Source organism: Agromyces chromiiresistens (genome assembly GCF_029167465.1).
Taxonomy (GTDB): domain Bacteria; phylum Actinomycetota; class Actinomycetes; order Actinomycetales; family Microbacteriaceae; genus Agromyces; species Agromyces chromiiresistens.
Window position 1 is genome coordinate 742478 of sequence record NZ_JARFNL010000001.1, and the last position, 24647, is coordinate 767124.

A 24647-nucleotide genomic window follows, 5' to 3' on the forward strand; every position below is an offset into this window, starting at 1 on the left:
CCCGCTTCCCGCACGGGAGCGGGCGATTCGCGTCTGCGCCCTCAGAGCTTGCGCAGGAGCACGCTCGACACGGTGTGGTCGGCGCTCTTGCGCAGCACGAGCGAGGCGCGCGAGCGCGTCGGCCTGATGTTCTGCAGCAGGTTCGGCTCGTTGATCGAATGCCAGATCTCGCGCGCTCGGTGGCGCGCCTCCTCCTCGGTCAGCGACGCGAAGCGGTGGAAGTACGAGCGCGGGTTCGCGAACGCCCCGCGCTGGAGCTTCAGGAAGCGCTCCTCGTACCAGCGCGCGATGTCGCTCGTGCGCGCATCGACGTAGATCGTGAAGTCGAACAGGTCGCTGACCGCGAGCCGGTGCCCGGGGCCGGGCGGCTGCAGCACGTTCAGCCCCTCGACGATGAGCACGTCGGGGCGGCGCACGGTGACCTGCGCGTCGGGCACGATGTCGTAGGCCAGGTGGGAGTAGAAGGGCGCCCGCACCTCGGCGGCGCCGGCCTTCACCTCGCTCACGAAGCGCAGCAGCGCGCGCCGGTCGTACGACTCGGGGAAGCCCTTCCGGGCCATGAGCCCGCGTCGTTCGAGTTCGGCGTTGGGGAAGAGGAACCCGTCGGTCGTGACGAGCTCGACGCGGGGCGTGTGCTCCCAGCGCGCGAGGAGCTCGCGCAGGAGGCGCGCGATCGTCGACTTCCCGACGGCGACCGATCCGGCGACGCCGATCACGAACGGCGTCGGCTCGGCGCGTTCGCGCAGGAACTCGCTCGTGACCTTGTGCAGCGACTTCGTGCCGCCGACGTAGAGGTTCAGCAGCCGGCTGAGCGGCAGGTAGACCTCGGCCACCTCGGTCGGGTCGAGCGGCTCGCCGAGGCCCCTGAGCTTCACGAGCTCGGTCTCGTGCAGAGGCGACGGCATCGACGGTGCGAGCGCCGCCCAGTCGGACCGATCGAGCTCGATGAACGGCGAGATCTGCGCAGCATGCGACGACGAACTCTGCGGATCCGGCACCGTGCCAGTGTAATGCGCGCCCGAGCGAGGACTCCCCGCCCACCCCTCCGGGAATTCATGCAGCCGCGCGCCAGTAGAATCGCCCCCATGTGTGGAATCGTCGGATACGTCGGAGAGCGCAACAGCCTCGACGTCCTCATGGGTGGCCTGCGCCGCCTCGAATACCGTGGCTACGACTCGGCGGGGGTGGCGGTCGTCGACGACGACGGTGCCATCGAGACCGCGAAGCGGGCCGGCAAGCTCAAGGTCCTCGCCGACGAGCTCGAGCGCAACCCGCTGCACCACGGCGGCACGGGCATCGGGCACACGCGCTGGGCGACGCACGGCGGACCGACCGACCGCAACGCGCACCCGCACCTCGGCGATGAAGGGCGGCTCGCGCTCATCCACAACGGCATCATCGAGAACTTCGCCGACCTCAAGGACGAACTGCTCGCCGAGGGCTACGCGTTCGAGTCCGAGACCGACACCGAGGTCGCGGCCGTGCTCCTCGGCCGCGAGTACCGCGCGGCCGGCGACCTGCGCACGGCGTTCCGCAACACGGTCTCGCGTCTCGAGGGCGCGTTCACGCTGCTCGCCGTGCACCGCGCCGAGCCCGGCGTCGTCGTGGGCGCCCGCCGCAACTCGCCGCTCGTGATCGGTCTCGGCGAGGGCGAGAACTTCCTCGGCTCCGACGTCGCCGCGTTCGTCGAGTTCACGAAGCGCGCCGTCGCGATCGGCCAGGACCAGATCGTCGCGATCACCGCCGACGAGGTCGTCGTGACCGACTTCGACGGGGAGCCGGTCGAGGTCGAGGCCTTCGAGGTCGCCTGGGACGCCTCGGCGGCCGAGAAGGGCGGCTGGTCGTCGTTCATGCGCAAGGAGGTGTCGGAGCAGCCCGAGGCGGTCGCCAACACCCTCCGCGGCCGCATCGTCGACGGTGCCGTCGTGATCCCCGAGCTCGAGTCGTTCGACGACGACGAGCTCCGCGGCATCCGTCGCATCACCGTCATCGCGTGCGGCACCGCGTCGTACGCCGGCATGGTCGCGAAGTACGCGATCGAGCAGTGGGCGCGCATTCCCGTCGAGATCGAGTTGAGCCACGAGTTCCGCTATCGCGAGCCGGTGCTCGACGCCGACACGCTCGTGGTCTCGATCAGCCAGTCGGGCGAGACCATGGACACGCTCATGGCGGTCAAGTACGCCCGTGAGCAGGGCGCCCGCACGATCTCGATCTGCAACACGCAGGGCGCGACGATCCCGCGCGAGTCCGACGCGGTCGTCTACACGCACGCCGGACCCGAGGTCGCGGTCGCGTCGACGAAGGCCTTCGTCGCCCAGATCGCGGCGCTCTACCTGTTCGGCCTCCACCTCGCCCGCGTGCGCGGAACGCTCGACGCCGAGGCCATCGCGGAGCAGCTCGCCGAGCTCTCGGCGGTGCCCGAGAAGCTCGAGCAGGTGCTCGGCGAGGCCGAGAAGGTCACGCAGCTCGCGCACTGGATGGCCGACACCCGTTCGGTGCTCTTCCTCGGGCGCCACGTCGGCTACCCGATCGCCCTCGAGGGCGCGCTGAAGCTCAAGGAGCTCGCGTACATCCACGCAGAGGGCTTCGCCGCGGGCGAGCTCAAGCACGGCCCGATCGCGCTCATCGAGCCCGGCCAGCCCGTCTTCGTGGTCGTGCCGAGCCCGCGCGGCTCCGCGAACCTGCACCCGAAGGTCGTCTCGAACATCCAGGAGATCCGCGCCCGCGGCGCCCGCGTCATCGCGATCGCCGAGGCCGGCGACGCCGCGGTGCTGCCGTTCGCCGACGAGGTGCTGCGCATCCCGCTGGCCGCGCCGCTCTTCGAGCCGCTCCTCGCCGTCGTCCCGCTGCAGATCTTCGCCATGGAGCTCTCGCAGGCGAAGGGCCTCGACGTCGACCAGCCGCGCAACCTCGCCAAGTCGGTGACGGTCGAGTGACGCAGGGCGCGGGGGCCGAGTGATCGCCGGCATCGGCATCGACGTGGTCGACATCGAGCGCTTCGAGCGCTCGATCGCCCGGACCCCCGCGCTCGTCGAGCGCCTGTTCGCCGAGAGCGAACGCAGTCGGCCGCCGCGATCGCTCGCGGCCCGCTTCGCCGCGAAGGAGGCGCTCATCAAGGCACTCGGCGGTCACGCGGTCATCCGCTGGCACGACATGCGCATCGTCCAGGACGTCGAGGGCAACCCCGACTTCGAGCTCTCGGGCGCGCTCGCCGCGCACGTCGCCGCACTCGGCATCGACCGCGTGCACCTGTCGATGAGCCACGATGGCGGCATCGCGAGCGCGTTCGTCGTGCTCGAGGCGGTGAGCGGCCGATGAGCGAGCAGGATGCCTCGGCCCGTGCCGCCGGCGGGGCGCACGCGTCTCGCGCGTCGCACCCGTTCCGCGAGGCCCGGGTCGACCTCGACGCGATCACGGCCAACGTCCGCGTGATCGCCGAACGCGTCGCACCCGCCGAGATCGTGGCCGTCGTGAAGGCCGACGCGTACGGGCACGGCGCCGTCGAGGCGGCCCGCGCCGCGCTCGCGGGCGGAGCGACGCGGCTGGGCGTCGCCGACCTCGAGGAGGCCTTCGAACTCCGCGACGCCGGCATCGACGCGCCGATCGTCGCATGGCTGCACGACCCCGACGCCGACTTCGCCTCGGCGATCCGGGCCGACATCGAGATCGGCGTCTCGAGTCTCGCCCAGCTCGAGCGGGTGGCCGCCGCCGCCCCCGAGGCTGCGGCGCACGTGCACCTCAAGATCGACACCGGCCTCAGCCGCAACGGGGTGCCCGAGGCGGAGTGGCCCGTCGTCGTCGCCCGTGCGGCCGAACTCGAACAGGCCGGGCGCCTCGGTGTGGCCGGCGTCTTCAGCCACTTCGCGAACACGTCGCGCGAGGTGGACGCCGACCAGCTCGCGGCCTTCGGGCGCGCGCTCGCCGTGGCCGAGGCCGCGGGACTCACCGGCCGGCTGCGCCATATCGCGTCGAGCGAGCAGGCGCTGCGCGACCCGGCGTCCCGGTACGACGCCGTGCGGATCGGCATCGGCCTCTACGGGCTCACCCCCTTCGGCGACGGCACGACGTCGGCCGACCTCGGGCTCACCCCGGCGATGACCCTCCGTGCGAAGGTCGCGGCCGTGCGCCGCGTCGCCGCCGGCACGGGGGCCTCCTACGCCCACATCTGGCACGCCGACGCCGAGACCACCCTCGCGCTCGTGCCGCTCGGCTACGCCGACGGCATTCCCCGGCAGGCGTCGGGGCAGGGCGCCGAGGTGCTCATCGGCGGCCGTCGCCGCCCCGTGGTCGGCCGCATCGCGATGGACCAGTTCATCGTCGACGCCGGCGACGCACCCGTCGCGGTGGGCGACGAGGTCGTCGTCTTCGGCGACCCGGCGACCGGCGCGCCGACCGCGGACGAGTGGGGCGCCGCAGCCGGCACCATCGGCTACGAGATCGTCACCCGCATCGGCCCGCGCGTGCCGCGCCGCTACACGGGCGGCCCGCGCACGGTGCCCTGGCCCGAGGCCGAAGACCTGTGAGCCGCACGATCGAGATCGCCGACGCGGACGCCATGGAGGAGCTCGGCCGTCGCCTCGGCGCCGCGCTGCGCGCCGGCGACCTCGTCGTGCTCACGGGGCCGCTCGGCGCGGGCAAGACCACCCTCACGCGCGGCATCGGCGAGGGCCTCGGCGTACGCGGCCCGGTGCAGAGCCCGACCTTCGTGCTCGCCCGCACTCACCCGAGCCTCGTCGACGGCCCGCCGCTCGTGCACGTCGACGCCTACCGCCTCGGCAGCGCCGAGCTCGTCGAGGACCTCGACCTCGACTTCGACCGATCGGTCGTGGTCGTCGAGTGGGGCGCCGGACTCGTCGAGGAAGCCGGCGGCGCGTGGCTCGAGGTCGTCATCGAGCGCCCGACCGGCGCGAAGCCGCCGGGCGACGCCGAGCCCGAGGCATCCGACCTCGACGGCGACGAGCCGCGCACCGTCACCCTCACCGGGCCCCTCCTCGCCCGTCTCCCGAATTAGGCTTGAGGCATGCTGCTTGCGATCGACACGTCGACCGGCACGAGTGTCGCGGTGGTCGATCGAGACCGTGCGACCCACGAGCTGCGAACGCTGGCGGAGGTCGGCACCGACGACACCATGCGCCACGCCGAGGTGATCGGGGGCTTCATCCGCGACGCGCTCGCCGAGGCGGGGGTCGAACCCGCACGGCTCTCGGGCGTCGCCGGCGGCATGGGGCCGGGACCGTTCACGGGCCTGCGCGTCGGCATCGCCGCGGCGCACGCCTTCGCGCTCGGCATCGACCGGCCGTTCGTGCCCGTGCCGAGCCACGACGCGATCGCCTGGAGCCGCTACACCGCCGGCGACGAGGGCCCGCTCCAGGTCGTCACCGACGCGAGGCGGCGCGAATACGCGATCTCCGAATACGACGGCCTCGACGCCGACGGGCTGCCCGTGCGCCGCAGCGGGCCGGGGCTCGTGCCCCGCGACGCGCTGCCCGAGCCGCGGGGCCTCCGGTTCGAGGCGGCGGTCGTGTCGGCCGCCGCCGTCGGCGCGCTCGCCGAACTCGCGTTCGCGGCACGACGGCTGCCGCTCACCGGCGACGCCCCGCTCTACCTGCGCGCCCCCGACGTGACCCCCTCCGCCGGAAAGCGGGTGCTGAGGTGAGCGTCTTCATGCGACGGGCACGGACCACCGACCTCGAGGCGATCATGCAGCTCGAACGGGCGACGTTCACCGACGACGCCTGGCCCGAGGAGGCCATGCTGCGCGAGATCGAGAGCCCGCACGGGTACTACCTCGTCGCGGTCGACGACGAGGTCGCGAACCGTGCCGCAGGCGACGGCGAGCGCTCCGGCGGCGACCACTCCGACGACGACGTGGATGCCTCGTGGCCGCCGCTGCTCGGCTACGCCGGCCTGCTCGCACCGCGGGGCGGCGATCAGGGCGACATCCAGACGATCGCGGTCGACCCGGCCGCGCGGGGCGTGGGCCTCGGCCGCGGGCTCATGCACGCGCTCATCACGGAATCGCGCCGACGCGGCATCGCACAGCTCTTCCTCGAGGTCCGTGCCGACAACCCCGTCGCGCGCGCCCTCTACGACTCGCTCGGCTTCGTGCAGATCGGCGTCCGCCCGCGGTACTACCGCAACGGCGTCGACGCCGTGCTCATGCGGCTCGACGTGCCGCCGGCGGTGACGCGCCCCGCGAGCGACGCCCCCGAAGGTGCTCGACCCGCCAGACCTGCCGGAGGCGCCCGATGAACACCCGCGAACCGCTCGTCCTCGGCATCGAGACGTCGTGCGACGAGACCGGGGTCGGCATCGTTCGGGGCGACGCCCTGCTCGCGAACGTCATCGCCTCATCGATGGAGGAGCACGCCCGCTACGGCGGCGTCGTGCCGGAGGTCGCCGCACGCGCCCACCTCGAGGCGCTCGGCCCCACCATCAGGGCGGCGCTCGCCGAGGCATCCGTCGACCTCGACGACCTCGACGCCGTGGCCGTGACGAGCGGTCCCGGCCTCGCCGGCGCGCTCATGGTTGGGGTCGGCGCGGCGAAGGCCCTCGCCATCTCGAAGGGCCTGCCGATCTACGCCGTCAACCACCTCGTGGGGCACGTCGGCGCCGACCTGCTCGATTCCGCAGATCCGCTCGAGACGCCGACGGTGGCGCTCCTCGTCTCCGGCGGGCACACGTCGCTGCTCCTCGTACGCGACCTCGTCTCCGATGTGGAGCTGCTCGGCGAGACCATCGACGACGCCGCGGGGGAGGCGTTCGACAAGGTCGCCCGCGTGCTCGGACTGCCCTACCCGGGCGGCCCCGAGATCGACCGGGCGGCCATGGGCGGCGACCCCGACGCGATTCGCTTCCCGCGCGGGCTGACGCGACCGAAGGACCTCGTCGCGCATCGCTGGGACTTCAGCTTCTCCGGTCTGAAGACCGCGGTCGCCCGCTGGGTCGAGCAACGCGAGGCCGCCGGCGAGGCCGTGCCGATGGCCGACGTCGCGGCGAGCTTCCGCGAAGCGGTCGTCGACGTGCTCGTCTCGAAGGCGATCGACGCCTGCACCGAGCTCGGCGTGCCGCGGCTGCTGCTCGGCGGCGGCGTCATCGCGAACGCGAGGCTCCGCGAGGTCGCGAGCGAGCGGGCGGATGCCTCGGGCATCGCGCTGCGCATCCCGCCGCTGTCGCTCTGCACCGACAACGGCGCGATGATCGCGGCGCTCGGCGCGCAGCTCGTGATGGCCGGCCATTCGCCGTCGGGACTCGGCTTCGGAGCCGACTCGACGCTGCCCGTGACCGAGATCCAGGTCGACTGACGCAAGAATCCTGTGCGCGAGGGGGCTTGCGCGATAGTGTGGGGGCGAAACGACCCGGGTCGTCGACATCCGTCGCGCCCGGAGCGCCTGCCGAACCGGCATGAGCGCATCACACACAGCATCGAGGGGAAACCACAGTGACCGACCCGAACCTTCCCGAGCAGCCCGCAGGCCAGCCCGCCGCCCAGCCTGTTCCGCCCGCTCCGGCAGCTCCCGCAGCACCGGCCGCGCCGGCCTACGGCGCGCCCGCCGCACCGGCGGCGCCCGCGTACGCCGCGCCCGCTGCGCCGTCGAAGGTGCTCAGCATCCTCTCGCTCGTCGCCGGCATCATCGGCGTGATCGGCGCCTGGTTCTACTTCGGCATCCTGCTCTCGGTCGCCGCGATCGTCCTCGGCTTCATCGCCAAGAAGAAGGAGCCGCAGTCGAAGGGCATGTGGCTGACCGGCATCATCCTCGGTTTCGTCGGCGTCGCGCTCTTCATCGTCGCGATCATCGTCTCGATCATCGCGTTCGCCTACCTCGCGACCGTCAGCTCGACCATCGACAGCTACTGAGCCGCCTGACTCGGCTCACCGAATGGGGGAAGAAATGACCGACCCGAAGAATCCTGACGAGGTGCCCGAGACCCCCGAGGTCCCCGGTGCGCCGGTGGAGCCCGAGGTGCCGAACGTTCCCGAGCCCGACCTGCCCGCCCCGGCGGAGCCAGGTATCCCCGGCGAGCCCGAGCCGGTCGTGCCGGTCGACGCCGCCGCGTCGGGGCCCGAGGTGCCGAGCGCACCCGAGCCCCCCGCGGCGCCCGAACCGCCGGCGGCTCCCGAGCCGCCGGCACCCCCGGCACCGCCCGTGTACGGTGCAGGCGAGACGACGGCGCCGCCCGCCTACGGCGCGACGACGCCTCCGCCTCCGCCCCCGCCGAACGCGTACGGTGCCCCGGCACCGCAGCCCGGCTACGGCGGACCCGCAGGCGGTGCGCCCGCGTATGCGGCGCCCGCGTACGGCGCCGCGCCCGCCAAGAAGACGCCTGTGCTCAGCCTCATCTCGCTGATCGCCGGCATCGTGGGACTCGTCGGCTTCGCCGTCGTGTTCCTGCCCTTCATCGGCGGCGTGCTCCAGCTGTTCATCCCGGGCGCCGCCGTGGTGCTCGGTTTCCTCGGCAAGAGCAAGGAGCCGCAGGCCAAGGGCATGTGGCTCACCGGCATCATCCTCGGCTTCGTCGGCATCGCGATCGCGCTGCTGTCGTTCGTGCTCTGGGGTGTGTTCTTCTCGACGGTCCCGTCATACGACTACGACTACGACTACTGAGCGACGAGATGACCGAACGCGAGGGGGCTTCGCCGAACGGCGAGGCCCCCGACCGCTTTCCGGCTCCGCCCGTGCCGCGGGCGGAGCCGGCCGCCGATGCGCAGCCGGCGCAGCCGGCGGAGCCGGCGGAGCCGGCGGCGGCCGGCGTCGAACCGGTCGTTCCGGCCGCCGGCGCCGAGCCGGTCGTCGCGGAAACCGACGCCCGGCCGGTCGTCCCGGCCGCCGGGGCCGAGCCGATTGTCGCGGCCGCATCGCTCGCGCAGACTGAGGCGGCGCCCTCGAACGAGCGGGCCGAGCCGGCGCTCGCCGTCGACCGGGCCGACCCGGTCGACCCGCTCGCTCCGTACCGCCCCGCGGAACCGACCTTCCGGGCCGACCCCGTGATCCGGGAGGCGGACGCCCGCGAGTTCGAGGTTCCCGTCGACACCGGCCAGCTGCGCCGCATCTCGACCGGCCAGCTGCTCATCGTGCATCGGGCCGGCTACGACACCGCCGAGTCCATCGAGATCGAAGAGGAGCAGCAGCGCCGGGCCTACAGCTGGGTGGCCGCCGTCACGGGTGTGATCGGCGCGGCGGCGTCGCTCTTCGTGGGCTGGATGCTGCCGCTCTCGATCGCCGCGATCGTCTTCGGCGTGCTGGGCCTGCGCCGTGAGGAGCACGGGCGCGCGCTCGCCTTCGTGGGCATCGGCACCGGGCTCGCCGGGCTCGTCTTCTCCGCGGTCTGGATCGGCTACTACGCGATCGTCTTCGGCGCCCTGCCGGTCTGAGCGTCGCGACGGGTGTCGAGACCCGTCCTCCTGCGCGGGGCGCGCCTCAGACGGCGGGTTCGAGCCGTTCGACGAGCAGCGCGACGTGCCGGCCCTGCTCGCGGGTGAGCACGATCGTCGCCCGTTCCGTTCCGCGCAGCTTCAACCGCGTGCGCAGCGTCGCCGGATCGACGTCGACACCGCGCTTCTTGATCTCGACGGTGCCGACGCCGCGCGACTGCAGCGACTGGCGCAGGCCCCGCTCGTCGGCCGGCAGCCGTTCGATCACGCGGAAGCCCCTGGCGAACGGAGAGTCGAACGCCGTGTCGGCCGTGAGGTACGCGATGCCCGGGCTCAGCATCCAGGCGCCGTGCTCGCGCGCGAGATCGCCGATGAGCCGTGCGCGGATGACCGCACCGTCGGGTTCGTAGAGATAGTCGCCGAGCGGGCCGTCGGGGGCGTCCTCGCTGTCGGCCGCTGCGGCGAGTTCGTGTGCGGCATCGCCGCGGATGACGAGCGCAGATCGCCCGACGCCCGGTCGGGCGAGCACGCCGAGCCAGACGGCGAGCTCGACGACGTCGCCGTCGACCGAGACCCACTGCGCCTCGGCACCGGCGGGGATCACGTCGCGATCGGTGCCCGGGCCCAGCTTCACGCCGACGGGCATCCGCTCGGCGAGCCCGAAGGCGAAGTCCAGGCTCGGCGAGTACGCCGAGGCATCCGCGATGCGGGTCGTGGTGCCGCCCGCCGTGGTGCGCCGCGCCGGATCGAGCCAGGCGCCGTCGATGCCGCCCAGCGCGACGTCCTCGGCACGAGCGTGGAGGACGCGCGCCTGGGGGAACGGGGTGAGGTTGTAGGCGGCGATCGCCGCGGTGACCTCGTCGGCCTCGGCCGCGGTGACCTCGAGGTCGATCGCGGCCATGGCCAAAGCGTCGCCGCCGATGCCGCAGCCGAGGTCGGCGACGTGGCGGACGCCCGCGCGCGAGAAGCGACCAGCGTGGAGGGCGGCGACCTGGAGCCGGGTGGCCTGCTCGAGACCGGGCTCGGTGAACAGCATGCGCGCGGCGAACGGCCCGAACTTCGCGGCAGCCTTCGCGCGCAGCTTCGACTGGCTGAGCACGGCCGCGACGAGGCCGGCGGCGTAGCCCCTCCGGCGCAGCTCGGCCACGGTCTTCACGATGTCGGCCTTCGAGTCCCACTCGGGCAGCTCGTCGAGCAGGCGCAGGCCTTCGGGGGAGAGGAGTTCGACGAGGTCGGAGCGTTCCACCCGGCAACGCTAGCACCGGACGAGCGGCCCGCACGGCCGCGTCGGTCGCTCGTGTTCGCCGCGCGTGAACGGCGCTGGCACTCACGTTGCACGAGTGCCAGAACGCGCCTAGACTCGGCTTAGCACTCTCGCTCCGAGGCTGCTAACCAGTCTTTCGTCAAAAGACGGCATTCGTCTAGAAAAGGGGTAACCGTGTCGGTTTCCATCAAGCCGCTCGAGGATCGCATCGTCATCAAGCAGGTCGAGGCCGAGCAGACCACCGCGTCGGGTCTCGTCATCCCCGACACTGCGAAGGAGAAGCCGCAGGAGGGCGAGGTCGTCGCCGTCGGTCCCGGTCGCATCGACGACAACGGCAACCGCGTTCCGCTCGACGTCGCGGTCGGCGACAAGGTCATCTACTCGAAGTACGGCGGCACCGAGGTCAAGTTCGGTGGCGAGGACTTCCTCGTGCTCTCGGCCCGCGACGTGCTCGCGGTCGTCGTTCGCTGAGCGACCCGAAACCTTCACGATCGGCCCGGATGCCTCGGTATCCGGGCCGTTCGGCGTTCCTGGGGCCCGACGGGTGCCCCGAAACGGCGGTGTCGCCCGCCGGGCGTAGGCTGGATCGGTGAATTCCCGCTCAGCCCACGCCGATCACGGCGCGATCAGCCGAGCGGGTCTCGGCTACGCGATCTCCGCGTACCTGCTCTGGGGCGTGCTCCCCATCTACTTCATCGCGCTCGCGCCCACCGGGTCGGTCGAGATCGTCGCGTGGCGCATCCTGCTCTCGCTCGTCTTCTGCGCCCTGCTGATCACCGTCACCCGCGGATGGTCGAAGTTCGTCGCGCTCCTGCGCAACCGCCGGGTGCTCTTCACGATGGCCGCGGCGGGCGCCCTGATCTTCGTCAACTGGGAGACGTACGTCTACGCGGCGGTGAACGAGCAGGTCGTCGAGGCATCCCTCGGGTACTTCATCAACCCGATCGTGACGATCTTCCTCGGGGTGCTCGTGCTGCGCGAGCGCCTCAACCCGACGCAGTGGGTGGCCGTCGGCATCTCGATCGTCGCGGTCGTCGTGCTCGCGGTCGGGCACGGGCAGTTCCCCTGGATCGCGCTGCTGCTCGCGTTCTCGTTCGGGTTCTACGGGCTCATCAAGAAGCGCGTCGGCCCCAGGGTCGACGCCGTGTCGGGCCTCACGCTCGAGACGCTCTGGCTCGCGCCCGTCGCTGCCGCGCAGCTGTGGTGGATCGCCGCGACCGAAGGTCTCACGATGGGCACCGAGGGGGCCTGGCACGCGGTGCTGCTCTCGCTCGCCGGCGTCGTCACGGCGGTGCCGCTGCTGCTGTTCGCCGCGGCATCGCGGCGGCTGCCGCTCATCTACATGGGGTTCATCCAGTACTTCGCGCCGTTCATCCAGTTCATCGTCGGCGTCGCGGTGCTCGGCGAGCCGATGCCGCCCGAGCGGTGGATCGGGTTCGCCCTCGTCTGGGTCGCGCTCGCCGTGCTCACCGTCGACCTCGTGCGTCGCGGCCGTGCGGCGCGACGGATCGTCGCCGAGCCCGTCTGACGGACTTCGGCGGACCTTCGGCGGCCGGAGTCCCGAACGGCGGAATCCGCAGCGGATGACGCCGCATGACGCGGATTCCGTGCGTCGGAGGCCGCGCAGGTGTCGACCCGGTAACGATCCGGCCGGTGTTACCGGGTTGTGACCGCGGTGACTTGTTTCCGCGGTGGGCCCGCAATACTGTCAATCAACGGCGTCAGGACTGACGCTTGATTGTGTAACGAATTCCTTCAGTCCCAAGGAGCAACATGAGCGTCTTCGCGAAGGCTTCGGCCAAGCGTTCTGCGCGCGCAGCCTGGACGGGTCTCGCCATCGTCGGCGTCAGCACCCTCCTGCTCACCGCGTGCACCTCAGGCGGGTCACCGTCGTCGACCGAGAGCGAGAAGCCCGCCGACACCGGCGATGCCCAGCCGATCGAGGCCGGCGAGCGCGACCTGACCCTGAAGGTCGGCCAGCTCGCACCGCAGAGCGGCACGCTCGCGGTGCTCGGCCCGCCCCAGATCGCGGCTGCCCAGCTCGCGGTCAACGACATCAACGCCGCCGACCTCGGCATCAACATCGAGCTGACCCTCCGCGACGAGGGCGACAGCACGGTCGACGTCGCGACGGGTTCGGTCACCGACCTGCTCTCGGGCGGTGTCTCGGCCATCTCGGGCGCTGCGGCGTCGGCGACGACCCGCAACATCTACGAGCAGGTCACGAGCGCGGGCGTCGTGCTCATGTCGCCGTCGAACACGGGTCTCGACCTGTCGACCATCGACGACAACGGGCTCTACTGGCGCACCGCTCCCTCCGACCTGCTGCAGGGCGAGGTGCTCGGCAACCTGGCCGCCGAAGACGGCAACTCGACGCTCGGCATCATCTACCAGAACGATGCCTACGGCACGGGCTTCGCCGAGGCGACGAAGAACGCGTTCGAGGGTGCCGGCGGCGAGGTCGTGGCGGAGTCGTCGTTCAACACGGGCGACACGAACTTCTCGACCCAGATCGGCGACGTGACGGCGCAGAACCCCGACGCGATCGTGATCATCTCGTTCAACGAGGCGAAGGTCATCATCCCCGACCTCGTCGGCGGCGGCTTCCCCGGTGACAAGATCTACCTCACCGACGGCAACCGTCTCGACTACAGCGCGGACTTCGCTCCCGGCCTCATCGCCGGCTCGAAGGCGACCACGCCCGGTCTCGACCTCGCTTCGCTCGGCGACTTCACCGAGCGCCTGAAGGAGATCGACCCGAGCCTGACCGACTTCACCTACGCGGCGGAGTCGTACGACAACATCGTGCTGTTCGCGCTCGCGGCCTACGCGGCCAACGACACGAGCGGCCAGTCGATCGCCGACTACCTGACGCAGATCTCCGGCACCACCGGCGGCGGCGAGAAGGTCACCGACTTCGAGTCGGCGGCCAAGCTCCTCGCCGAGGGCGAGCAGATCGACTACGACGGTCTGTCGGGCCCGATCACGTTCGACGAGAACGGCGACCCCACGGGCGCCACGATCGGCATCTACGAGTACAACGACCAGAACGTCTCCGAGCGCGTCAACTAAGCGTTCAGCGACATTCGGAACGGCCCCGGTGCATCGCGCCGGGGCCGTTTCTCGTGCGCCGGCCGTGAGCGGCGCCACGGCATCGTCTCGCGCAGCCTGCCGCCGACCTGAGGTCGCGCAGACGGTCGCACGGCGGGGATGTTGCGGGCAGTTCGCGCGACTCCACGATGTGGGATCGCGTGAACGGTGGCACCGCGGGGATGCCGCGGGCAGTCTGCGCGACTCCGCGATGCGAGTCGCACGAACGGCGGGGAGCGCCCCGGTGCCGGCCGAACGCGCGACTCCACCTCGCGGACGTCGCGGGCGCGGAGGCGGCGACCCGGCCCCGCGGACATGAGAACGGGCGGATGCCGCAGCATCCGCCCGTTCGTCGTGGTTCAGGAGCTGGTCACTCCTCGTCCTGACCGAGCGTGCCCAGGTAGAGGCCGATGACCTTCGGGTCGTTGAGCAGCTCACGACCGGTGCCGGTGTAGGCGTCGCGACCCTGGTCGAGCACGTAGCCGCGATCGCAGATCTGCAGGCATCGCCGGGCGTTCTGCTCGACCATGATGGTCGTCACGCCCGCCTTGTTGATCTCCTTGACGCGGAGGAAGGCCTCGTCCTGCCTGACCGGCGAGAGGCCGGCGCTCGGCTCGTCGAGCAGCATCACGTGCGGGCCCATCATGAGCGCCCGCGACATCGCCACCATCTGGCGCTCGCCGCCCGAGAGCGAACCGGCCCGTTGGCTGAGTCGCTTTCCGAGCTCGGGGAAGATCGCCGTGACGAACTCGAGTCGCTCGCCGAGCCCCTTCGGGCGCAGGTAGATGCCCATCTCGAGGTTCTCGCGGATGGTGAGCGACGGGAACACGTTGTTCGTCTGCGGCACGAAGCCGACGCCCTTTGCGACGAGCTTGTTCGCCTTGAGGTTCGTGATCTCCTCGCCGTTCAGGAAGATGCCGCCCTCGCGCACCTTCACGAGGCCGAAGATCGACTTGAGCAGCGTCGACTTGCCGGCCCCGTTGGGGCCGATGATGCCGATCAGCTCGCCGGGCGCCGCGGTCAGCGAGCACCCGTTGAGGATGTTCACGCCCGGGAGGTACCCGGCCGTGATGCTGCGCACGTCGACGACGAGGTCGCCCGCGGGCGGCTGCTCGACGGCGGGGGCGGGGCTACTGTTCGTCATCGATGAGCTCCTTCAGCGCTTCGACGTGGCCGGTGTCGGTCGCGCCGAGATCCTGGTCGTGGTGCTGGCCGAGGTACGCGTCGATCACCGCCTGATCCTGCATGACCGTGTACGGGTCGCCCTCGGCGACGACCTTGCCCTCGGCCATCACGATCACCCAGTCGGCGATGTGGCGCACCATGTGCATGTCGTGCTCGACGAAGAGCACCGACATGCCCTGGGTCTTCAGGTCGAGGATGTGGTCGAGCAGCGACTGCGTCAGCGCCGGGTTCACACCGGCCATCGGCTCGTCGAGCATGACGAGCGTCGGATCGCTCATGAGCGCCCGCGCCATCTCGAGGAGCTTGCGCTGGCCGCCGGAGAGGCTCGCCGCGTAGTCGTCCTTCTTGGCATCGAGCTTGAACCGGCCCAGCAGCTCGAGCGCCTTCGCCTCGATCTCGTCGTCCTGCTTGCGCCAGAGGAACGGCAGCATGGCGCGGAAGAGGTTCTCGCCCCGCTGGCCGGTCGCCCCGAGCTTCATGTTGTCCATGACGGTCAGGAGCCCGAGCGCCTTGGTGAGCTGGAACGTGCGGATCAGCCCGAGCCGCGCGACCTTGAAGGCCGGCACGTGCGCGAGCGACTTGCCGTCGAAGCTCCACGTGCCGTGGTCGGGCTTGTCGAACCCGGTCAGCAGGTTGAAGAAGGTCGTCTTGCCGGCACCGTTCGGCCCGATGAGGGCCGTGATGGCGCCGCGCGGGACCTCGACGTGCGCGACGTCGACCGCGGTGAGGCCGCCGAAGGTGCGCTTGACCCCGTCGGCGATGAGGATCGGATCGGTCTTCTTGCAGCCCGGCACGGCGTCGCCGACGTGCAGGCCGACGCTCTTGACCGGCTTCTTCGTGGGGATGGCGTCACTTGACAAAGGACATCTCCTTCTTGTTCCCGAGCATGCCCTGTGGTCTGAACACGACCATGAGCATGATCGCCACGCCGACCAGGATGAAGCGGAGCTGGCCCGACTGCACCTCGGAGATCGGCAGCCAGCCGGCCTCGACCGCACGGGCGACGAATCCGGAGAAGAACGACAGCGCGACCCAGAACACGATCGAGCCGAGCACCGGGCCGAGCACGGTCGCAGCGCCGCCGAGCAGCAGGATCGCCCAGGTGAAGAACGTGAGCGACGTCGCGTAGTTCGAGGGCACGACGGCTCGCGGCAGGATGAAGATCATGCCGGCGAATGTGCCGAAGACACCACCGAGGATGAGGCTCTGCATCTTGTACGAGTAGACGTTCTTGCCGAGCGAGCGCACCGCGTCCTCGTCTTCGCGGATGCCCTTGAGCACGCGGCCCCACGGGCTCCGCATGAGCACCCAGACGAGCACGCACGCGAGGGCGACGATCGTCCACGCGACCACGATGTTCCACCAGTCGTTCGCGCTGAACATCCAGGGCCCGAAGCCCGCCTTGCCCGAGAAGCTGAACGGGTTGAGCGCCCGGAAGCCGGCCTTGTACTCGCTGAGGCCGTTCGCCGAGCCGGTGACGTCGCGGAAGGTGTTCGTGGTGAACAGCAGTCGCAGGATCTCGGCCGCCGCGATCGTGACGATCGCGAGGTAGTCGGCTCGCAACCGCAGGGTCGGGATGCCGAGGATGAGCGCGAACACGACGGATGCGCCGACGGCGACCAGCACGGCGGCCCAGACGGGGAAGCCGAAGGTGAGCACCGAGATGGCGTAGCCGTATGCGCCGAGCGCCATGAAGCCGGCCTGGCCGAAGTTCAGCAGGCCCGTGTAGCCGAAGTGCACGGCGAGGCCGAGGGCCGCGAGGGCGTAGGCGGCGGTGGTCGGGCTCAGCACCTCGACGGCCGCGTTCGAGAAGATTGCTCCCCAGTCGATCATTTCGGGCCTCCTAGCCGATCCGCTCTCGGCGACCGAGGATGCCCTGCGGACGCAACAGCAGCACGAGGATGAGGATCACCAGTGCCGCGACGAACTTCATGTCTGCCGGAAGCCAGAGCGTCGAGAGCTCGACGAACAGTCCGACGATGAGCGAGCCGACGAGTGCGCCGAACGCCGTGCCGAGCCCGCCGAGGGTGACGGCGGCGAACACGAGCAGCAGGATCTGGAAGCCCATGTCCCAGCTCACGCCCGGACGGTAGTAGGCCCAGAGGATGCCGCTGAGGCCCGCGAGCGCTGCGCCCAGCACCCACACGATGCGGATGGTGCCGTCGACGTCGATACCGCTCGCGGAGGCGAGGCTCGGGTTGTCGGAGACGGCGCGCGTCGCCTTGCCGATGCGGGTGCGCAGGAGGAACCAGGCGACGCCGAGCAGCACGATGATGCTGATGCCCATGCTCGCGACATCCACCCACGACAGCGACAGCGGACCGAGGTGGAACTCGGCGGGCGACGCACCGGGCAGCTGCCGGGTCTGGCCGCCGTAGAAGAACTGGAACGTGTAGCGCATCGCGAGCGCGAGGCCGATGCTCACGATCATGAGCTGGATGACGCCGACCCCCCGCTTCCGCAGCGGTTTCCAGAGTGCGGCGTCGAGCCCCCAGCCGAGGCCCGCGCTCAGCAGGATCGCGATGAGGATCGCGATGCCGATCGGCAGGCCCACGTCCGACGAGAAGGTCAGCGTCATGAGCGCGCCGAAGGTGATCATCTCGGAGTGCGCGAAGTTGCTGAGCCCGGTGGTGCCGTAGATGAGCGAGAGCCCGATCGCCGCGAGGGCGAGCAGCAGGCCGAAGTTCAAGCCGTTCACGACGCGGTTGATCAACTGGTCGAAGAACGACACGGTCACCCGGGTGCCCTCGCCGAGGAAGAAGTTCACCGACTTGTTGTTCGTGAGCCCGAACTCCGCGGTGCGGGGGTTCTCGCCCTTCGCCACCACGACGCCGTCGGGCAGCGTGTCCTCGTCGAGCTCGACGGTGTACTCGGTCTTCTCGGGCACGCCGATCGTCCACTTGCCGTCGGCGTCGGTCTCGGTGTCGGCGGAGAATCCGCCGCCCTCGACCGTGATCTTCACGCCTTCGAGTGGTTCGTCGTTGTACTGCACATTGCCCGAGAAGTGGTACTCGTACTCGTCGGAAGCCGAGGCCGCACTCCCATCCTCCGCCACCGCAGGGGACGCTGCGATGCCGGACAGAGTGAGTGCGGACAGGAGTATTCCGAGGAGTAGGAGCCACCTCCCGCGAGAGCGAGTCTGGACAGATCTCGTGGGTTCCACTGCACCTCCAAGGGGCCACCGGAGGGCATGGTGTGGACCTCCGGGACCGGTCCTTTCCGCCGACGGCGTCGTCGACGGTACCTGCCGATTATGGCCCATGCGCATCGCACGGACCCACATCAGGCCCTCGATTGTTATCCGGGGAATGCCCGCGGTGCAAACTCGCTTAACATTGATGCACCGCCACCCCCACCCACGATGCGCAGCGATCGGGTGTTCCGACACGAAGGGAAGTCATGGATCAGGCAGATCCGTTCGGATTCACGGGACTCACGTACGACGATGTCCTCCTCCTTCCGGGTCACACCGACGTGATCCCGTCCGAGGCCGACACGGCCTCGCGACTCACCCGCCGCATCACCGTCGCGACGCCGCTGCTGTCGGCCGCGATGGACACGGTCACCGAGGCGCGCATGGCGATCGCGATGGCGCGCCAGGGCGGCATCGGCATCCTGCACCGCAACCTGTCGATCGAGGACCAGGCCGACATGGTCGACCGCGTCAAGCGCAGCGAGTCGGGCATGGTCTCGAACCCGGTGACGACGACGCCGGATGCCTCCGTCGCCGATGTCGACGCGCTGTGCGCCATGTACCGCGTGAGCGGGCTGCCCGTCGTCGACGACGACGGCAAGCTCGTCGGCATCATCTCGAACCGCGACATGCGCTTCGTCGCCGACTTCGAGAAGGCGTCGACGAAGGTCAGCGAGGTCATGACCAAGATGCCGCTGATCACGGGCCGGGTCGGCATGAACCCCGACGAGGCGCTCGCGATCTTCGCGAAGCACAAGGTCGAGAAGCTCCCGCTCGTCGACGACGAGGGCCGGCTCACGGGTCTCATCACGGTGAAGGACTTCGACAAGAGCGAGCAGTACCCGAACGCGACGAAGGACGACGAGGGGCGCCTCCGCGTCGGCGCGGCGATGGGCTTCTTCGGCGACGCGTGGGAGCGCGCAGAGGCGCTGCGCGACGCCGGCGTCGACGTGCTCGTCGTCGACACGGCCAACGGCGAGTCGGCCGGCGTGCTCGACATCATCCGCCGGCTGAAGGCCGACCCGACGTTCGCCCACATCGACGTCATCGGCGGCAACGTCGCGACCTACGAGGGCGCGAAGGCGCTCGTCGAGGCCGGCGCCGACGCCGTCAAGGTGGGCGTCGGGCCCGGCTCGATCTGCACGACGCGCGTCGTGGCGGGCGTGGGCGTGCCCCAGATCACGGCCGTGTACGAGGCATCCAAGGCGACGAAGCCGGCCGGCGTGCCGCTCATCGCCGACGGCGGCCTGCAGTACTCGGGCGATATCGCGAAGGCACTCGTGGCCGGCGCCGACACCGTCATGCTCGGGTCGCTCCTCGCCGGAACGGCCGAGAGCCCGGGCGAGCTCGTCTTCCAGAACGGCAAGCAGTTCAAGGCGTACCGCGGCATGGGCTCGCTCGGCGCGCTGCAGACCCGCGGCAAGAAGACGTCGTACTCGAAGGACCGCTACTTCCAGGCCGACGTGCCGAGCGACGACAAGCTGATCCCCGAGGGCATCGAGGGGCAGGTGCCGTACCGCGGGCCGCTGTCGGCCGTCGCGTACCAGCTCATCGGCGGACTCCGCCAGTCGATGTTCTACGTGGGCGCGCGCACCATCGCCGAGCTGAAGACGAAGGGCCGGTTCGTGCGCATCACGCCCGCCGGGCTCAAGGAGTCGCACCCGCACGACGTGCAGATCGTCGTCGAGGCGCCGAACTACACCCGCTGATCACCCGCTGACGCGCGACGGGCCGGGCCCGACTCCAACTCTCGGATGTAGCAGAGCATGCGGTAGTCGGTGCCCGGCTCGATGTTCACGAACCCGTGGCGTTCGTAGAACCGGCGGGCGTCGGTGTCGACCTCGTCGACGTTGATGTGCATCTCGCCGCCGCCGCGCCGGAGCACCTCGTCGACGGCGCGTTCGAGCAGTGCCGTGCCGATGCCGGCGCCGCGGAGTCCCGGCACGACGTACAACTCGTCGAGCACCGCGAGCGGGCCCTCGCAGTAGACCGTCGGCCGCAGCGTCACCACGGCGTAGCCGGTCGGGTCGGGGTCGCCGGCGAACAGCACGAACCCGTCGGGGTCGGCGATCAGCCGACGGAAGCGCGGCTCGAGCACGTCGCGGCTCGGCGTCGGCGAGTCGAACTCGAGCGCGAACTCGACCTGCAGCCGCGCCGCGGTCGCGGCGTCGGAGGGGTCGGCGAGGCGGATGCCTCGGGCCCGAGCCTCATCGGTCATCGTCGTGTGCTCTCGGCGGCGTCGGCGAGGCGCGCGATCGCCTCGCCGAGCACCTCGGGCGTGCAGGCGAAGTTGAGCCTGACGTGGCCCCGGCCCACGTCCTTGCCGAACATCGTGCCGATGCCGAGCGCCACCCGTGCGCGCTCGAGTGCGACCGCGGCGGGGTCGTCGCCCCAGCCGAGCACGGAGAGGTCGAGCCACGCGAGGTAGGTGGCGTCGGGGATGCGGTAGCGCACGCCGGGCAGTTCGTCGGCGAGCAGCTCGGCGAGCAGGCGCCGGTTGTCGTCGAGGCTCGCGAGCACGCCGTCGAGCCAGTGCCCGCCGTCGCGGAAGGCGGCGACCGAGGCGATCGAGCCGAACTGGCTCATGCGCCACTCGACCTCGTACGGGAAGGCGCGCCGCACGGCGTCGCCGCGGTCGGAGGCCGTGACCACCATTGCGGCCTTGAGCCCAGCGAGGTTGAACGCCTTCGAGGCTGCGGTGACCGTGACGCCGTGCTCGCGCGCGGCGTCCGACACGGTGAGGAACGGGGTGTAGACCGTGCCCGGCTGCGAGAGCGGCCCGTGCACCTCGTCGGAGACGACCGTCACGCCGTGGCGCGCCGCGATCTCGGCGAGGGCCGCGAGCTCGTCGCGCTCGGGCACGCGACCGATCGGGTTGTGCGGGTTGCAGAGCAGCATGGCCTTCGCACCGGCGGCGAACGCGGCGTCGATGCCGTCGAGGTCGAGCGACCAGCCCTCGTCGATGCCGCCGCGCATCGGCACCTCGACGACCCGTGCGGATGCCTCGGTGACGATGTCGAAGAACGGGGGATAGATCGGCGGGGTGACGATGACCGGGTCGCCCGGCCCCGTCACCTGCCGCAGCACCTCGACGAGCCCCATCGCCACGTCGCCCGTGCAGGTGATGCGAGCGGGGTCGACCTCCCAGCCGAATCGTTCGGCGGCGAACGGGGCGAACGCCTCCGCCACGGGGCGGCTGCCGGCGGCGTACCCGGTGTCGGAGCGATCGATCGCCGCGTGCAGGGCGGTGGCGATCGGCTCGGCGAGCGGGTAGTCCATCTCGGCGACCGGCAGCGGCAGCACGTCGGCGTCGTAGTGGCGCCACTTCTCGCTCGTGCGGGTGCGGAGGACGTCGAGAGGCTCAGCGGCGATGCGATGCATGCCTCCAGCTTGCCGCAGATCGGACGGGACTGGCAGGGGGCACCCGCGCGCTGTATTCTGGTCGGCTGCCCAGCTCTGCGCGTCATCTGGCGGCGCGACCGCGGGCGTCCCGATTCCGGTCGCAGACCGATCGGATCACTGACCTATGGGCTTCATCGACGTCAACGGCGTCTCCTACTCGCTTCCCGACGGGCGACCGCTGCTCGCGCATCTCGCCTTCCGCGTCTCCGAGGGCGCGACGACGGCGCTCATCGGCGCCAACGGCGCGGGCAAGTCGACCCTGCTTCGCATCGTCCGCGGAGAGCTCAGGCCCGACGAGGGCAGCGTGCAGGTCGACGGCGGGCTCGGCGTGATGGACCAGTTCGTCGGCACGGGGCGTACGGTCGGCGGCACGGATGCCTCGGTGGGAGGGCTGCTCGTCTCGGTCGCGCCGAGCCGCATCAGGGAGGCCGCGCTCGAGCTCGGGGCATCCGAGAACGCCCTCATCGAACGCGACGACACCGACGCGCAGATGCGCTACGCGACCGCGCTCGCCGAGTACGCCGAAGCCGGCGGCTACGAGCAGGAGGTCGTGTGGGACCACTGCACGCTCGCGGCGCTCGGCGTCCCCTACGAACGGGCGAAGTGGCGCGAGCTCTCGACCCTCTCCGGCGGCGAGCAGAAGCGCCTCGCCCTCGAGGCGCTGCTGCGCGGGCCGGAGCAGGTGCTGCTGCTCGACGAGCCCGACAACTCGCTCGACGTGCCCGGCAAGCGCTGGCTCGAGGATCGACTGCGCGAGACGCCGAAGACGGTGCTGCTCGTCTCGCACGACCGCGAACTGCTCGCGCGGGCCGCCGACCGCATCGTGACGCTCGAGCTCGGCGCCGCCGGCAACACCGCCTGGGTGCACGGCGGGAGCTTCGAGGGGTACCACGAGGCGCGCGATGCGCGGTTCGCCCGCCTCGACGAGTTGCGCCGGCGATGGGACGAGCAGCACGCGGCGCTCAAGACGCTCGTGCAGACGATGAAGGTGAAGGCGACGTACAACGACGGCATGGCCTCGCGGTACCAGGCCGCGGTGACCCGGCTGCGCAAGTTCGAGGAGGCCGGTCCTCCCGAGGAGCGACCACCCGCGCAGGCGGTCTCGATGCGGTTGCGCGGCTCGCGCACCGGCAAGCGCTCGATCGTGTGCGAGGGGCTGGAGCTCACGGGGCTCATGCGCCCGTTCGACCTCGAGGTCTGGTACGGCGACCGGGTCGCCGTGCTCGGCTCGAACGGCTCGGGCAAGTCGCACTTCCTGCGGCTGCTCGCGGGTGGCGGCACCGAACCCGATCGCACCCTCGGACACGTCACGAGCGTGGGAGAGCAGCTCGCCCGCGTGCCGCACGAGGGGCGGGCGGTGCTCGGCGCGCGCGTCGTTCCCGGCTGGTTCGCGCAGAACCACGAGCATCCCGAGTTCCGGGGGCGCACCCTCCTCGACATCCTGCACCGCGGCGACGCGAACCGGGAGGGGATGGCGCGCGAGGCCGCGAGCTCGGCGCTCGATCGATACGGGCTCGCCGGCGCGGCGCTGCAGACCTTCGAGTCGCTCTCGGGCGGGCAGCAGGCGCGCCTGCAGATCCTGCTGCTCGAGCTGTCGGGTGCGACCCTCCTGCTGCTCGACGAGCCGACCGACAACCTCGACCTCGTCTCGGCCGAGGCGCTCGAGGACGCCCTCGGGCGATTCGACGGCACGGTCGTCGCGGTCACGCACGACCGGTGGTTCACCCGCAGCTTCGATCGCTTCGTGGTGTTCACCGAGGCGGGCGAGGTCGTGGAGACCGATGCGCCCGTCTGGGACGAGGGGCGGGTCGCCCGAGCGCGCTGACCGCTGGAGGATGCGGTGGCGCTCAGCCGAATGCGACGACGAGGCAGGCCGCGATCCACACGATCTGCTCGATCGTGCGCGGCAGGAGCGGCGAGCTCAGGCTGCCGACGCGCTCGCCGAGGCGCGCCGCGCGCACGTTCGCGGGGAACACGGCCACGAGCAGCAGCGCGAGGCAGAGCGCCGCGAGGTCGTGGGTCGCGGGCACGAGGAGACCGATCGCGCCGGCGGCCTCGAGCACGCCGGTCGCCGCCACGATGAGGTCCGGGCGCGGCAGCGCCGGCGGCACCATCGCGGCGAGTCCGGCGCGGAGCTTCGGGTGGAGCCGGCCGGACGCCGCGATGAGGAACATCGCGACGAGCCCTCCGGTCAGCCATGCTTGCCAGGCCGCGGCGGCGTCGGTGGCACCGAGCGCGGCGAGCACTGACCCCGTGAGCGCGGTGCCGAGGGTGCCGACGGCGAAGGCGATCGGCACGGGCGACACGAAGGTCTGAACCCAGGGGTTGCGGCCGGTCGGCCGGCGCGAGGCGGCGTCGGTCGCGGCCGTGGTCGCGGAATCGGATGAGGTGGTCATGCGCGGCTCCTTCCAACAGAACTTGTCAGTGACTAGATTGCAGGGCGCAAGGGAACTTGTCAATGCCTAGATTGGTCGCGTAGGGTCGACGCATGCCGTACCACCACGGGGACCTGCGTGCAGCGCTCATCGACGCCGCCGTCGACGCGATCGAGTCCGACGGCGTCGACCGGCTGAGCCTCCGCGACCTCGCGCGACGTGTCGGCGTCTCGCACGCGGCGCCCGCCCACCACTTCGGCGATCGCACGGGCCTGTTCACCGCCATCGCCGCCGACGGGTTCGACCGGCTGGTGCGCGAGCTCGAGGCATCCGGCGGCGACTTCGTGGCGGCCGGGGTCGCCTACGTGAGGTTCGCGACCGCCGAACCGGGTCGCTTCGCCGTGATGTTCCGGCCCGAGCTGCTGCGCGAGGACGACCCGGCGCTCGCCGCGGCCCGGGACCGCGCCGGCGACCTCCTGCGCGCCGGCGCCGGCGCCGGCGCGGGCGCCGCAGCCGGTGACACCCGGGCGAACGCGCTCGCGGCATGGTCGCTCGTGCACGGCTTCGCCACGCTCTGGAACGCCGGTGCGATCGACGCGCCCGCCGGCGCGGCACCCGACGAACTCGCCCGCGCGGTCGCGTCGCGGCTCTTCCTCCGGGGAACCGACGCGCCGTGACGTGAGCGGCGAGTCGTGGGCCGGGTATCGCCTCACCCGATCGGGTGAGGCGGGAAGGGGTGCCGACACCCAGACTCATCGGCATGAC

Annotated in this window: 25 protein-coding genes; 16 read left to right on the forward strand and 9 right to left on the reverse strand. The window is 71.1% G+C overall.

The window, feature by feature from the left end:
* Positions 1-41 precede the first annotated feature (41 nt).
* Positions 42-998 carry a type I pantothenate kinase gene (coaA, locus tag PX701_RS03325; RefSeq protein WP_231430118.1) on the reverse strand — a complete coding sequence of 319 codons (957 nt, stop codon included), beginning with the start codon at positions 996-998 and terminating at the stop codon, positions 42-44.
* An 87-nt stretch (positions 999-1085) separates the two neighbouring features.
* Here coaA and glmS point away from each other — a divergent pair, with 87 nt between their 5' ends.
* From glmS to PX701_RS03375, 10 genes are all read left to right on the forward strand, one after another.
* Positions 1086-2936 carry a glutamine--fructose-6-phosphate transaminase (isomerizing) gene (gene glmS, locus PX701_RS03330; RefSeq protein WP_231430119.1) on the forward strand — a complete coding sequence of 617 codons (1851 nt, stop codon included), beginning with the start codon at positions 1086-1088 and terminating at the stop codon, positions 2934-2936.
* Between the two features lie 19 nt (positions 2937-2955).
* Entirely contained in the window at positions 2956-3318 is a 363-nt protein-coding gene (locus tag PX701_RS03335; RefSeq protein ID WP_275505464.1) for a holo-ACP synthase, read from the forward strand.
* Positions 3315-4523 (forward strand): alanine racemase, encoded by a 1209-nt coding sequence (gene alr, locus PX701_RS03340; protein ID WP_231430121.1) that lies wholly within the window; start codon positions 3315-3317, stop codon positions 4521-4523. The genes PX701_RS03335 and alr overlap by 4 nt, the downstream gene beginning before the upstream one ends.
* A gap of 32 nt (positions 4524-4555) precedes the next feature.
* Complete coding sequence (gene tsaE / locus PX701_RS03345; protein ID WP_275505586.1) at positions 4556-5011, forward strand: tRNA (adenosine(37)-N6)-threonylcarbamoyltransferase complex ATPase subunit type 1 TsaE; 456 nt, start codon at positions 4556-4558, stop codon at positions 5009-5011.
* A 9-nt stretch (positions 5012-5020) separates the two neighbouring features.
* On the forward strand, positions 5021-5656 hold the full coding sequence (gene tsaB, locus PX701_RS03350; RefSeq protein WP_231430122.1) for a tRNA (adenosine(37)-N6)-threonylcarbamoyltransferase complex dimerization subunit type 1 TsaB: 636 nt from the start codon (positions 5021-5023) through the stop codon (positions 5654-5656).
* Between the two features lie 8 nt (positions 5657-5664).
* A complete protein-coding gene (locus PX701_RS03355) occupies positions 5665-6252 on the forward strand; it encodes a GNAT family N-acetyltransferase (RefSeq protein WP_275505465.1) in 588 nt (195 codons plus the stop codon).
* Entirely contained in the window at positions 6249-7304 is a 1056-nt protein-coding gene (tsaD, locus tag PX701_RS03360; protein ID WP_275505466.1) for a tRNA (adenosine(37)-N6)-threonylcarbamoyltransferase complex transferase subunit TsaD, read from the forward strand. The genes PX701_RS03355 and tsaD overlap by 4 nt, the downstream gene beginning before the upstream one ends.
* A 137-nt stretch (positions 7305-7441) precedes the next feature.
* Positions 7442-7858, forward strand: a complete 417-nt coding sequence (locus PX701_RS03365) for a DUF4190 domain-containing protein (protein ID WP_275505467.1) — start codon at positions 7442-7444, stop codon at positions 7856-7858.
* Between the two features lie 34 nt (positions 7859-7892).
* Entirely contained in the window at positions 7893-8606 is a 714-nt protein-coding gene (locus PX701_RS03370) for a DUF4190 domain-containing protein (RefSeq protein WP_275505468.1), read from the forward strand.
* Positions 8607-8614: 8 nt separating this feature from the next.
* The gene (locus tag PX701_RS03375) at positions 8615-9373 is read left to right on the forward strand and encodes a DUF4190 domain-containing protein (RefSeq protein ID WP_275505469.1); all 759 of its coding nucleotides are present in this window, start codon (positions 8615-8617) and stop codon (positions 9371-9373) included.
* A 46-nt stretch (positions 9374-9419) separates the two neighbouring features.
* On the opposite strand, the gene PX701_RS03380 is transcribed toward PX701_RS03375, so the two are convergent.
* Positions 9420-10619, reverse strand: coding sequence for a class I SAM-dependent methyltransferase (locus PX701_RS03380; protein WP_275505470.1), 1200 nt, complete (start codon positions 10617-10619; stop codon positions 9420-9422).
* A gap of 192 nt (positions 10620-10811) precedes the next feature.
* Here PX701_RS03380 and groES point away from each other — a divergent pair, with 192 nt between their 5' ends.
* The 3 genes from groES to PX701_RS03395 all read left to right on the forward strand — a co-directional run bounded on the left by groES (position 10812) and on the right by PX701_RS03395 (position 13709).
* A complete protein-coding gene (gene groES / locus PX701_RS03385; RefSeq protein ID WP_022889766.1) occupies positions 10812-11108 on the forward strand; it encodes a co-chaperone GroES in 297 nt (98 codons plus the stop codon).
* Positions 11109-11226: 118 nt separating this feature from the next.
* Positions 11227-12165, forward strand: coding sequence for an EamA family transporter RarD (gene rarD / locus PX701_RS03390; protein WP_275505471.1), 939 nt, complete (start codon positions 11227-11229; stop codon positions 12163-12165).
* Between the two features lie 245 nt (positions 12166-12410).
* Positions 12411-13709 (forward strand): ABC transporter substrate-binding protein, encoded by a 1299-nt coding sequence (locus tag PX701_RS03395; protein ID WP_275505472.1) that lies wholly within the window; start codon positions 12411-12413, stop codon positions 13707-13709.
* Positions 13710-14097: 388 nt separating this feature from the next.
* Here the strand turns inward: PX701_RS03395 and PX701_RS03400 are convergent, their stop codons facing one another.
* Genes PX701_RS03400 through PX701_RS03415 form a run of 4 tightly spaced genes read right to left on the reverse strand, consistent with a single transcriptional unit; the run spans position 14098 to position 18075 of the window.
* Positions 14098-14871: an ABC transporter ATP-binding protein gene (locus PX701_RS03400; protein ID WP_275505473.1), complete on the reverse strand. Its 774-nt coding sequence runs from the start codon at positions 14869-14871 to the stop codon at positions 14098-14100.
* Entirely contained in the window at positions 14858-15757 is a 900-nt protein-coding gene (locus PX701_RS03405; RefSeq protein ID WP_231432277.1) for an ABC transporter ATP-binding protein, read from the reverse strand. The genes PX701_RS03400 and PX701_RS03405 overlap by 14 nt, the downstream gene beginning before the upstream one ends.
* A gap of 4 nt (positions 15758-15761) precedes the next feature.
* A complete protein-coding gene (locus PX701_RS03410; protein ID WP_231432278.1) occupies positions 15762-16742 on the reverse strand; it encodes a branched-chain amino acid ABC transporter permease in 981 nt (326 codons plus the stop codon).
* Positions 16743-16755: 13 nt separating this feature from the next.
* A complete protein-coding gene (locus PX701_RS03415) occupies positions 16756-18075 on the reverse strand; it encodes a branched-chain amino acid ABC transporter permease (RefSeq protein ID WP_374201099.1) in 1320 nt (439 codons plus the stop codon).
* Between the two features lie 236 nt (positions 18076-18311).
* Here PX701_RS03415 and guaB point away from each other — a divergent pair, with 236 nt between their 5' ends.
* Positions 18312-19814 (forward strand): IMP dehydrogenase, encoded by a 1503-nt coding sequence (guaB, locus tag PX701_RS03420; protein WP_231430133.1) that lies wholly within the window; start codon positions 18312-18314, stop codon positions 19812-19814.
* Here the strand turns inward: guaB and PX701_RS03425 are convergent.
* A complete protein-coding gene (locus PX701_RS03425; protein WP_275505474.1) occupies positions 19802-20323 on the reverse strand; it encodes a GNAT family N-acetyltransferase in 522 nt (173 codons plus the stop codon). The two genes, guaB and PX701_RS03425, sit on opposite strands and share 13 nt — an antisense overlap.
* Positions 20320-21486 carry a MalY/PatB family protein gene (locus tag PX701_RS03430; RefSeq protein ID WP_275505475.1) on the reverse strand — a complete coding sequence of 389 codons (1167 nt, stop codon included), beginning with the start codon at positions 21484-21486 and terminating at the stop codon, positions 20320-20322. The genes PX701_RS03425 and PX701_RS03430 overlap by 4 nt, the downstream gene beginning before the upstream one ends.
* A 145-nt stretch (positions 21487-21631) precedes the next feature.
* Between PX701_RS03430 and PX701_RS03435 the strand changes: the two genes are divergently transcribed.
* Entirely contained in the window at positions 21632-23332 is a 1701-nt protein-coding gene (locus tag PX701_RS03435) for an ABC-F family ATP-binding cassette domain-containing protein (protein WP_275505476.1), read from the forward strand.
* Between the two features lie 22 nt (positions 23333-23354).
* On the opposite strand, the gene PX701_RS03440 is transcribed toward PX701_RS03435, so the two are convergent.
* A complete protein-coding gene (locus PX701_RS03440) occupies positions 23355-23903 on the reverse strand; it encodes a DoxX family protein (RefSeq protein ID WP_275505477.1) in 549 nt (182 codons plus the stop codon).
* Positions 23904-23995: 92 nt separating this feature from the next.
* Here PX701_RS03440 and PX701_RS03445 point away from each other — a divergent pair, with 92 nt between their 5' ends.
* On the forward strand, positions 23996-24559 hold the full coding sequence (locus PX701_RS03445; protein ID WP_275505478.1) for a TetR/AcrR family transcriptional regulator: 564 nt from the start codon (positions 23996-23998) through the stop codon (positions 24557-24559).
* Positions 24560-24647 lie beyond the last annotated feature (88 nt).